Source organism: Ruminococcus sp. CAG:330 (assembly GCF_000437175.1).
GTDB lineage: Bacteria > Bacillota > Clostridia > Oscillospirales > Ruminococcaceae > Ruminococcus_C.
In genome coordinates, this window is record NZ_FR898059.1 from 168 (window position 1) to 9283 (window position 9116).

A 9116-nucleotide genomic window follows, 5' to 3' on the forward strand; every position below is an offset into this window, starting at 1 on the left:
CAGCAGGTCGCCGGTGTGGTCGATGAGACGATCCACATCCCGTGGCGTGACCATCATGTTCGGCTGTCCCTTGGGCACAGGCCTGCCATAGATGCTCTGTGCTGCCGTGTGGAGGTCTACTACTGTGGGAATGCCCAGCGCAATGACCGGAATGCCCAGCGTGCGTCGGGACAGCTCTCTGCGGTGGTTGGCGACGCCGCTGCCGGGGCTGATGCCGCTGTCACTCATCTGGATGGTTGTCCCAAGGCGGGACAGCTCCGCACAGGCGAGCGCATCCACCGCCACCACTGCCGCCGGTTGTACCTCCCGGCAGACGGCGTGGATGAGTTCGGCGGACTCCATGCCAGTTTGCCCCAGCACACCCCCGGCCAGCACACAGACCGGCCGCAGCTCCGGCAGACAGGAGCGCTCCTCCTCCGTCATCGCCTGCGAAAAATGGCGGGTCGCCAGCACCTTGGCAGCGGTGCGTGGCCCGAGGGCATCCGGCGTAATGGCACGGTTTCCCAGTCCGGCGACAAAGACGCAGCCCTCCGCCGGCAGAAAAGCCCCCAGTTCCTCCGCCAGCTCCTGTGCCATCTGGGCGTAGCTTTCGTGGCTCCGGTTCAGGCTGTCAGTTTCCAGTGTGACGTATCGTCCGGCGGGCTTCCCGATGGGCGCACCGCAGGTGTCGTTTTTGATGCAGATCTCGGTGGTGGAAAAATACGTGCCCCGTGTCTGCTGCGTGATTCCCGGCAGCGCCGGCGCTGCGGCAGTGCACTCCACAGCGAGGTCGGTTCGAATCGATGCCATGAAAATCCCTCCTGATTTTGTGCAATTCGCTGGCTTTGCACGAAAAATTTTTGTCGGCTTTCTCAAAAATATCTATTGCATTTCTGCTTTGCCTGTGTTATAATAATAAATAGTCACGGCATGTTGCCCCATTCGGGCAGATGCCAGCATTTGGTCGTTCCAATGCAATGGGAATTTCCTGCACGAAAAACGGTACCGTGTCAATGCCGTTTTTAGTGTATGACGACAAAAGTCCGGTTATTCACGGGAATTCCGCCCAAAACCATGATTTTAAAAGGAGTAACTATTATGCCGAATATTCGTTCTGCAAAAAAGCGTGTTAAGGTTATTACGACAAAGACTGCTGCAAACAAGGCTCGCAAGTCCAACCTGAAGACTATGATCAAGAAGGCTGACGCTGCATGTGCAGCTGGCGCAGCTGATAAGGAAGTCGCAGTACGTGCTGCCATCAAGCGTGTTGATCAGGCTTGCGCAAAGGGTCTGATGCACAAGAATGCAGCTGCCCGCAAGAAGTCTCAGCTGGCAAAGAAGCTGAACGCTGCTGGCTAAGCAACGCTTTTTCCTGCAAAGAGAAACAGAGAGTGCGTGTTCCAAAGATGGGACACGCTTTTTTGTTTTTCCAGAAACTGTCGGGTATCGGCGGAGCGCAGACGGGCAAACTGGGAGTGTCGGCGGAAACAGGATTTCGCCGTGCTGCCGTTTCCATCGTGGCGCACGAACTGCACCGCACCGGTCGTGTGCGGGAAACGGATGGCCTGTGTGCGGAGAAATGGAGTGACCCATGGCAAAGCAGCAGAATCAGAACTGTCACCGCCAGCAGAACCAGAACCGCCAGCAGCAGCAGGCGCAGCAGAAGCAGCGTCAGCAGCAGGCACAGAACTGCCAGAACCAGAATCAGGGCGATCGGGATGACGATTGCGGCTGTGGCTGCGGCAGATAAAGCATTCATGTAACAGCGAACCCCTGATACCGTGAAAGGTGTCAGGGGTTCTGTCTGTCAATTAGAACTCGTGTTCATAGGCGTCTATCTACGTCTTTTCGGCAAATTTTGTTGCATACTGCGTTAAAAATTCTTGCCATACGAAAGTATGCCCGCAAATTTTTGCCTTGTCTGCAAAAAAATTTGCTCGAAAATCCGCATATATTTCCTATGAATACAAGCTCTTAGTAATTTCCGGAGGTGTCCTCCATCAGCTTAAACTGAATGGTGAACTCCTGAAATGTGCCGTTTTTCTCATAGCGGCGGCAGCGTGCTTCTACGGTGTCATTTGCCTTGCTGTCGGCAATGGCTGCCGAGAGGTCGTCATAGGTCTCGGTTTTCTGTCCGTTGACGGAGAGAATGACGTCGTTGACCTGCAATTCTGTGTTGGCAATGTCGCAGTCCTGGCTAATCTCCTGAATCCAAAGACCGTACAATTCCAGTGGTGTGCGCTTCATGCCGACAGCCTCGGTGAACTGTCCCTGAATGTACTCGTCATAGAGGGAGGTGAACGTGATGCCGATGCGCACACGGTCGGAGACGTAGCCCTGCTGGATCAGCTCCTCCACAATGGGCAGCACCTCGTTGATGGTGATAGCGAAGCCCAGTCCCTCATAGCTGGCGTTGACGTACTTGGAGGAGGTGATGCCGATGACCTGCCCGTACATGTTGACCAGCGCACCGCCGGAGTTGCCGGGGCTGATGGCAGCGTTAGTCTGGATGCAGTCCATGTCAAAACCGGTGGCATCGGAACGGATCTTCCGGTTCAGACCGGACACAATGCCGTTGGTCACCGAGCCGGAGAGTCCGGCGGGATTGCCGATGGCAACCACGGCTTCGCCCAGCTTCACCTCGTCCGAATCGCCGATGACAGCAGCCGGCAGATCAGTCTTGTCCACCTTGATGACGGCGATGTCCGTTTTGTTGTCGCTGCCGACCACAGAGGCAGGGTACTCCTCCTCGTCTGCGGTGATGACGGTGAACGCCTTGCCGTCCGTCAGCACGTGGGCGTTGGTGATGATGTAGCCGTCCTCAGAGAGGATGATGCCCGAACCTGTGCCGTCCAGCAGTGTGCCTTTTTCGTCGGCATAGGTGCGGATCTCCACAATAGAGGGGCGAACGGCTGCTGCCACGCCCTCCACGGTGTAAGAGCCATCCTCTGCAACGCCCTCAGCGTCCGAGGAGAGTTCCGGCTTCTCCTGCTGCTGGATGACCACATTGGGGTGGGATTCGTCGTCCTCCCTGACCTCCGACTGGGAGGTGGTGCTGGCGGGGACTTCCCTGCGGTAGAGCAGCACATCGCTGACAATGCAGTATCCCAGCAGAACCACGATCAGCAGCGCCACAATGCGCAGCCAGAACGCTGCCTTGCGGTCTTTTTTGGCATTCCACTTGGGCTGCGGTTCGTCGGGAATGGGCGGAACCTGCGGCGGTACCTGCCATCCGCCGTTGTACCGTGGGGGCTGGTTCTGATACCAGCTGGGCTGGGAATAGGGGCTGGCGGTGTTCCACACATGGGGCTGGTATGCCTGCGGCGGAACAGCGCCGCCCTGCGGAGGGACTGCCCCTGTCACCGGACGCTGCGCCTGCGGCGGAACAGCGCCGCCCTGGGGAGGAACTGCCCCTGTGAACACCGAACGCTGTGCCTGCGGCGGAACAGCGCTACTCTGCGGAGGAACTGCCCCTGTGAACGGCTGGTATGCCTGCGGCGGAACAGCGCCGCTCTGGGGAGGAACTGCTCCTGTCACCGAACGCTGTGCCTGCGGCGGAACAGCGCTACTCTGCGGAGGAACTGCCCCTGTGAACGGCTGGTATGCCTGCGGCGGAACAGCGCCGCTCTGGGGAGGAACTACCCCTGTGAACGGACGCTGCGTCTGCGGCGGAGTGTGGGAATATGGCGGGACATTGGGCATCGGCGGAACGGGTGCCGGTGCCTTTTCCCATGTGCGCTGCGGTGGGATGGCGGTCGGTGCGGACTCCGGTTCCGGCTTGGCTTCTGCGGGTTTTGCGGACGATGCAGCCTCCGGCGTGGGCTGGGGCGCATCTGCGGCGGCATCCGGCACAGGTTCTGTTGCGGGTGCCGGCGCTGTGCCGTCCACAAGGGGAGTTTGTGCAAAGGGTTTCTCTTGCTCCTGCATTTGGAAATTTCTCCTTTCCAAAAACGGGCAGCATTCTCTGCGGCATACAGGAGAAATGCTGCCCGTTATTTTCGGAAAAAGCGTGGTGCTTTTTCAAGTTGTCATTGCGTTGGCGGCTGAAGTCGGGGCGTTTCCTCGGATTCCTGTTCGGAGTGCGGCGGCTTGATCTGCGGCAGACGCACTTCAAATTCCGTGTAGACATGCTCCTCGCTGCGGACGCTGATCTGTGCGTGGTGCAGGTGGATGATCTGTTTGGTGATATCCAGTCCCAGCCCCAGTCCGGTCTTGTCCTGACTGCGTGAGGCATCCGACTTATAGAACCGCTCGAAGATCCTGGGCAGCTCTTCCTTGGAAATGCCGTTGCCCGTATTGCGCACGGCGAAGATCCAGTCGTGGTCGCTGCTCTCAAAGCGGAAGGAAATCGTACCGCTCTCGTTGACGAATTTCACGGCGTTTTCCACCAGATTGTACACCACCTGTCCCATCAGATCCGGATCGGCATATACCCGAAGTGGCGGAGCATCCAGCCCCTCCACAGAGATATGGCGCTTTTCCAGACGGTTTTCGAACATCAGAACGGTGCGGAATGCGGTATCGTTCATGGTGAACATCTGATAGTTGATCTGAATGGTGCCGGCGTCGAATTTCGTGAGGTTCAGCATGGAGGTGACCAGCATTTTCAGGCGCTGCATCTCCTGCGAAACAATGGAGAGGTACTCCATTCGCTTGTTTCGGGGAACAGTGCCGTCCAGAATGCCCTCTACAAATCCGCTGATGATCGTCATGGGTGTGCGAAGCTCATGGGATACGTTGGAAACAAACTGCTTGCTGTAGGATTCTGCACGTTCTGCCTGACGCACCAGAGAGTCCAGCACGGTGACCAGCGGTTCCATCTCGGAGCCCACCCACTGTTCCGGCTGAAGCTTCTTCGTGTAATCGTCTCTTGCATTGAGCTGCAAAACCTGAATGATCTGCTCCCGCTGCTTTGCCCTTTGGAGAATGATGTGCATTTCCATTGCGATTGCGATTGCCAGCACTGCCAGAGAGACCAGCACCGTCACCAGAATGAAATCTGTGACATAGTTGTTCAGCGCATGGGTATAGGTGTTGGCGAACAGATAATAGGTCTGTTCCCTGCCGTCCTGCTGGATCGTAAAGGCAGAGCCGTTGCAGAGCATAGGCTCCGCAATAGAACGGTTGAACTTTCCGGAACTGCGATCGGTCAGATAGGTTCCTTTTTCCTTCATGGCGTGGAGCATTTCCACGCTCAGCGTCAGCCCATCCGCCTCTTGACCGGTGTTGGCAGAGCAAAGGATGCACTGCCCGTCGGTGTTGAACAGGTAGAGGTAGGTGCCTACAGAAGCCGCAGTGGAGTTCATGCTGTAGGGAATATAGTATGCCAGCATATCCTCATTGGGAAAATCTTCGCCGTGCTTGACGAGGTCGGCAACCATGACATTGCACGAGCGTGTGGCGCTGGCATAATAGTCCCGTTTATAGCGGGAGATGCCATATCCCATTACGGAGAGCGCAGTGACAATGGCAACGAAAACGAGAAGCAGAATCTGCGCAACATGGTTGCGGTACAGCTTTTTCTGCGGTTTTTTCTGTACCTTTTTGCTTTCCGGCTGTTCCACGGCGGTTTATTCGTCCTCTTCGGACTCGAACTTATAGCCCACGCCCCATACGGTCTTCAGCGACCACTTGTCGGATACGCCCTCCAGCTTTTCCCGCAAACGCTTGATGTGCACGTCAATGGTGCGGGAGTCGCCGTAATACTCAAAGCCCCAGACTTCGTCCAGCAGCTGGTCACGGGTGTATACACGGTTGGGGTTGGAAGCCAGATAGAACAGCAGCTCCAGTTCTTTCGGCGGGGTGTCAACGACCTTGCCGTCGACACGCAGCTCATAACGGGTCATGTTGACCGACAGCTTGTCATAGCGAACTTCCTTGACCTCGGATTCCTCCGGAGAGGTGCCGATGCGGCGGGCAATTGCCTTGATGCGGGCAACGACTTCCTTGGTGTCAAAGGGCTTTACAATATAGTCGTCTGCGCCAAGCTCCAGACCGAGCACCTTGTCAAAGGTGTCGCCCTTTGCGGTGATCATGATGATCGGCACGCTGGACTTTTTCCGCACCTCACGGCATACCTGCCAGCCGTCCAGTGTGGGCAGCATGACATCCAGCAGGATAATGTCCGGCTTCAGTGCGTTGAATTTTACCAGAGCCTCTTCTCCATCATAAGAGAGAATTACGCTGTATCCCTCATTTTCCAAATACATCCGAAGCACATCGCAAATATTCGGATCGTCATCTACGACAAGAACTTTTTCTAATGCCATAATGTTTTCACGCCTTTCTTTTGATTGTCTGTTTCCGGTGCTGTGTTTCTCTGCCGCAGCCGTCCCACCCCACAACGCCGTTTTGGAAATTGCATGTCCGGGGCTTTTCGCCGCGCCGGAGCTTCATCGGCACTGGGACGGAAATGTATTTGTGGCTTCTCAAAAAAACCGCAAAATCTGCCGATGTTTTTCACATTTCATTATACTATAGTTGTGTAACTGATAAGTGGATTATTTATTTTCAAATTGTTACCTATTTGTAAAATGTGAAGAAGTTGCGTTGCAATCGTGTATAAGTTAGTTGATTTTTTTGGTTGTAGATTTTATTTTTAAAATAGGGAGAATTTGGATTGCTAGGCAGGTGGAAACTCATCTGTTTTCACAAATGGAACGTGAAAAACAGCTTGAATTTGTGCAATGTTCCGAATTTCACAATTTTCGCAGGAAAACCCTTGATTTTTTCTGAAAAGTTGGTAAAATAGATATTAGCACTCAGGAACTATGAGTGCTAACAGATTTGAGAAACAAGTGATAATTTGGATGCAGGAGGAATGAATCATGGCATTGAAACCGTTGGCAGACAGAGTACTCATAAAGGTAGAAAAGGATCAGGAAGAAAAGACCGTAGGCGGTCTGGTACTGGCAACCAAGACACCGGCAGGTGTTCCGGCAAAGGGCAAGGTCGTTGCATGCGGTGAGGGCAAGTACGCACCGAACGGCACACGCATCCCCATGCAGGTAAAGGTTGGCGACACGGTTCTGCTGAACCACGGCGCAGGTCAGACCATCAAGGATGGCGAGGAAGAGCTGACACTGGTTTACGAGAGCGAGATTCTGGCAATTGCCGACTAAGCTTTCCCGCAGAACGACTACATTGAATAGAGAAAGGGCGTATTACCATGGCAAAGGATATTAAGTACAATGCAGACGCAAGAGACGGTCTGATCGCCGGCATTGATAAGCTGGCAGATACCGTAAAAATCACACTTGGCCCGAAGGGCAGAAACGTGGTTCTGGATCGGGAATTCGGTGCACCGCTGGTGACCAACGATGGCGTGACCATTGCAAAGGACATCGAACTGGAAGATCCGTTTGAGAACATGGGCGCACAGCTGGTTCGTGAAGTTGCCACCAAGACCAACGATGCCGCTGGTGACGGTACCACAACTGCTACCGTTCTGGCACAGGCAATCATCCACGAGGGTGCGAAGAACATCGCTGCCGGCGCAAACCCGATGGTGCTGCGCAAGGGCATTGCAAAGGCTGTTGACGCTGCTGTCAGCAGCATCAAGGCAAACTCCAAGGAAGTAGAAGGTTCGGACGACATTGCAAGAGTTGCCACCATCTCTTCTGCCGATGAAAATGTTGGCAAGCTGATCGCCGAGGCAATGAAGAAGGTTTCCACCGATGGCGTTATTACCATTGAAGAGGGCAAGACCGCTGAGACCTACAGCGAAGTCGTTGAGGGTATGCAGTTCGACCGCGGCTATCTGTCCCCGTATATGATCACAGACCGTGAGAAGATGAAGGTCGTTTATGATGATGCGCTGGTATTCATCACCGACAAGACCATCAACAACATTCAGGACATCCTGCCGCTGCTGGAGCAGATCGTCAAGATGGGCAAGAAGCTTTTGATCATCGCTGAGGACATCGAGGGCGAGGCTCTGACCACCATCATCCTGAATAACCTCCGCGGCACCTTCAAGTGCGCTGCTGTCAAGGCACCGGGCTTTGGCGACAGAAGAAAGGAAATGCTCCAGGATATCGCAATCCTGACGGGCGGTACGGTTCTGTCCTCTGATCTGGGCATGGAGCTGAGCGATGCAAAGCTGGAGATGCTGGGCCAGGTAGGCCAGGTTGTCATCGACAAGGAGAACACCATTCTGGTTGGCGGCGCAGGCAGCTCGGATGCCATCGCTGACAGAATCACCGAGATCAAGAACCAGATCGCTGCTTCCACCTCCGACTTCGACAAGGAGAAGATGCAGGAGCGTATCGGCAAGCTGTCCGGCGGTGTTGCAGTCATCAAGGTTGGCGCTGCAACTGAAGTTGAGATGAAGGAAAAGAAGCTGCGCATTGAAGACGCTCTGTCTGCAACCAAGGCAGCTGTGGAAGAGGGCATTGTTGCCGGCGGCGGCACTGCACTCATCAATGCAATTCCGGCAGTTGAAAAGCTGATCCCGTCTCTGGACGGCGACGAAAAGACCGGTGCGAAGATCGTGCTCCGTGCACTGGAAGCGCCGCTCCGCCAGATCGCAGCAAACGCTGGTCTGGAAGGCAGCATCATCGTGGATAAGATTCGCCGCAGCCGCAAGGTTGGCTATGGCTTCGATGCCTACAACGAGACTTACTGCGATATGATGAGCAGCGGTATCGTTGACCCGACCAAGGTTACCAGAAGCGCACTGCAGAACGCTGCATCCATCGCTTCTATGGTTCTGACCACCGAGAGCGCCGTTGCAAATATTCCGAAGGAAGAACCGGCAGCAGCAGCTCCGGCAGCAGGCGGCATGGGCGGTATGTATTAATCGCCAAAAGAACCCAGGGCAAAAATAGCAAACGGCGTAGAAACTGCGCTGTAAGATGATGAAAACCGGATGGCAGGGCGATTCCTGCCATCCGGTTTTTTGTGTTGGGTGTCACTTTAAAACAAATCGCATCGTGCAGGAACAAAAAGATTTCAAAACCGTTGCCCCGTCAGGCTGATCCAACTGAGGATAAACCAATTCTTTGTAGGGACACGGCGTGCCGTGTCCGCCAACTTCAACAAAGGTAAAATCCGTTGAAAACATTCCACCGGAACGTTTTCAAAATCAAGGCGTTACAAGTGGGACACAGGGCGGAGCGGTCTTGTTCGCTCCGCCC

At 54.8% G+C, this 9116-nt stretch carries 8 protein-coding genes (1 of these 8 only partly in view); 4 read left to right on the top strand and 4 right to left on the bottom strand.

Annotation, left to right across the window (positions count from 1 at the left end):
• A protein-coding gene (gene gpr, locus QZL66_RS06990) for a GPR endopeptidase (RefSeq protein WP_022411018.1) crosses the window boundary here: on the bottom strand, window positions 1-789 show its 5' portion. The gene continues 48 nt to the left of window position 1, outside the view; only the first 789 of its 837 coding nucleotides appear in the window; it begins with the start codon at window positions 787-789; its stop codon lies off the left edge, out of view.
• A gap of 288 nt (window positions 790-1077) precedes the next feature.
• On the opposite strand from gpr, the gene rpsT reads away from it, so the two are divergent.
• Together rpsT and QZL66_RS07000 are read left to right on the top strand one after the other, a co-directional pair.
• Window positions 1078-1338 (top strand): 30S ribosomal protein S20, encoded by a 261-nt coding sequence (rpsT, locus tag QZL66_RS06995; protein WP_022411019.1) that lies wholly within the window; start codon window positions 1078-1080, stop codon window positions 1336-1338.
• A 232-nt stretch (window positions 1339-1570) separates the two neighbouring features.
• Window positions 1571-1729 carry a hypothetical protein gene (locus QZL66_RS07000; protein WP_022411020.1) on the top strand — a complete coding sequence of 53 codons (159 nt, stop codon included), beginning with the start codon at window positions 1571-1573 and terminating at the stop codon, window positions 1727-1729.
• A gap of 224 nt (window positions 1730-1953) precedes the next feature.
• On the opposite strand, the gene QZL66_RS07005 is transcribed toward QZL66_RS07000, so the two are convergent.
• The 3 genes from QZL66_RS07005 to QZL66_RS07015 form a co-directional block, all read right to left on the bottom strand.
• The gene (locus QZL66_RS07005) at window positions 1954-3906 is read right to left on the bottom strand and encodes a S1C family serine protease (RefSeq protein ID WP_022411021.1); all 1953 of its coding nucleotides are present in this window, start codon (window positions 3904-3906) and stop codon (window positions 1954-1956) included.
• A 101-nt stretch (window positions 3907-4007) separates the two neighbouring features.
• A complete protein-coding gene (locus QZL66_RS07010; RefSeq protein WP_022411022.1) occupies window positions 4008-5543 on the bottom strand; it encodes a sensor histidine kinase in 1536 nt (511 codons plus the stop codon).
• 6 nt (window positions 5544-5549) lie between these two features.
• On the bottom strand, window positions 5550-6248 hold the full coding sequence (locus tag QZL66_RS07015; protein WP_022411023.1) for a response regulator transcription factor: 699 nt from the start codon (window positions 6246-6248) through the stop codon (window positions 5550-5552).
• A 558-nt stretch (window positions 6249-6806) separates the two neighbouring features.
• Between QZL66_RS07015 and QZL66_RS07020 the strand changes: the two genes are divergently transcribed.
• Both QZL66_RS07020 and groL read left to right on the top strand, forming a co-directional pair.
• Window positions 6807-7100, top strand: coding sequence for a co-chaperone GroES (locus tag QZL66_RS07020; RefSeq protein ID WP_022411024.1), 294 nt, complete (start codon window positions 6807-6809; stop codon window positions 7098-7100).
• Window positions 7101-7147: 47 nt separating this feature from the next.
• Window positions 7148-8779 (top strand): chaperonin GroEL, encoded by a 1632-nt coding sequence (gene groL, locus QZL66_RS07025; protein ID WP_022411025.1) that lies wholly within the window; start codon window positions 7148-7150, stop codon window positions 8777-8779.
• Window positions 8780-9116: the final 337 nt, after the last annotated feature.